Origin of the sequence: Biformimicrobium ophioploci, from assembly GCF_030270605.1 — a bacterium.
GTDB lineage: Bacteria > Pseudomonadota > Gammaproteobacteria > Pseudomonadales > Cellvibrionaceae > Biformimicrobium > Biformimicrobium ophioploci.
In genome coordinates this window covers 1-1,270 of the sequence record NZ_BSYJ01000016.1, presented here as the reverse complement: position 1 = coordinate 1,270, position 1,270 = coordinate 1, and the positions used below count along the sequence as shown (strand labels likewise).

2 protein-coding genes are annotated in these 1,270 nt (G+C 53.1%); both read right to left on the bottom strand.

The features are described 5' to 3' along the window. Positions 1–32 precede the first annotated feature (32 nt). Positions 33–902 carry an IS3 family transposase gene (locus tag QSJ80_RS15500; protein WP_285765377.1) on the bottom strand — a complete coding sequence of 290 codons (870 nt, stop codon included), beginning with the start codon at positions 900–902 and terminating at the stop codon, positions 33–35. Next, positions 899–1,216 (bottom strand): transposase, encoded by a 318-nt coding sequence (locus tag QSJ80_RS15495; protein ID WP_285765376.1) that lies wholly within the window; start codon positions 1,214–1,216, stop codon positions 899–901. Before QSJ80_RS15495 ends, QSJ80_RS15500 begins: the two co-directional genes overlap by 4 nt. Positions 1,217–1,270 lie beyond the last annotated feature (54 nt).

Below are 1,270 nucleotides of genomic sequence, written 5' to 3'. Positions count from 1 at the left end.
ACTGATCCTACCCACGAAAAGTAGACACGGTTTTACGCGCACTTTGCGTAGTAATTTTGTTCATACTGCTCCGGGCTGATATTCCCATTTGCAGAGTGGCGGCGCTTGCGATTGTAGAACATTTCAATGTACTCAAATACGCAAGAGTACGCCTTTCCTTTGGTGGTGATGTCTTCCGCATACAAAGACTCCACCTTGAGCCTGGCGAAGAATGACTCAATCACCGCATTGTCCCAACAATTGCCTTTCCTGCTCATGCTAGGGCGGATGCCCTGGCTCAACAACAGGTGTTGGTACTCACCAGAGCGGTATTGCACTCCGCGATCCGAATGCAGGATCAGACCGGGCTCCACACCACGGTTCTTCACGGCCATCTGGAAGGCATCAATGATCAGTTGGTTGGTCATTGAGGTATCCAGGGCCCAGCCAATGATCTTACGCGAATACAGGTCCATGATCACGGCCAGGTAGGCGTTGCCCCGGTTGAGCTTGATGTAGGTAATGTCCGATACCCACTTCTCATCCGGCTTGCTGGCCGTGAAATTACGCCGCAACAGGTTGTCACTGACATGGTTGCGGGCATTTGGGGCCGGAAAGTACTTGTATCCTTTGCCATTACGCGCCCTGAGGCCGTTTTTGGCCAATAATTGCGCGATATGGTTCTTGCAGGCCGGTATGCCCTCGTCCTCCAGCTCATCTTTCAGCCGGGGCGCGCCGTAGCGCTCCTTGAACTCCCAGAAGGTATTCACCACGACCTTCTCCACCAACAGGCGGCGCTTCTCACGCGCGCTAGGCACCCACTTGCGCCACTTGTAATAGCCTGCCCGGCTGACCCCCAGCCACGCGCACATCTTGGTAATTGCGTGCTCACCACGCAGCGACTCGATGTAGGCGTACCTCACCACTTTTCTTTGGAGAAGTACGCCGTCGCTTTTTTTAGGAATTCATTCTCTTCCTTGAGGTCCGCCAGCTGCCGCTTGAGCTTGCGGATTTCTTCGCTCTCTTCCATGGAATAGTCCACCCCGTTGAGGCTATTGAACTGCTTTTCCGAGAGGCGCTTGTACTGCCTGCGCCAGTTATAAATCTGGCCAGGATGGATGCCGAGTTCCTTTGCGACCTCGACAGCACTGGTATTGGGATCCTCAGACCTCCGCACGGCTTCACGGCGGAAATCTTCGGTATAGTGGTTGTACTTGTTCTTCTTTTTCTTAGTCATGGTTAGACCCTCATTTGGTAGTAGTGAGGTGTCTACTTTTCATGGGTAACTTGG

Coding starts and splice junctions, on each gene's coding strand:
- QSJ80_RS15495 (WP_285765376.1), bottom strand. CDS start 1,216: ATGACTAAGAAAAAGAAGAACAAGTACAACCACTATACCGAAGATTTC.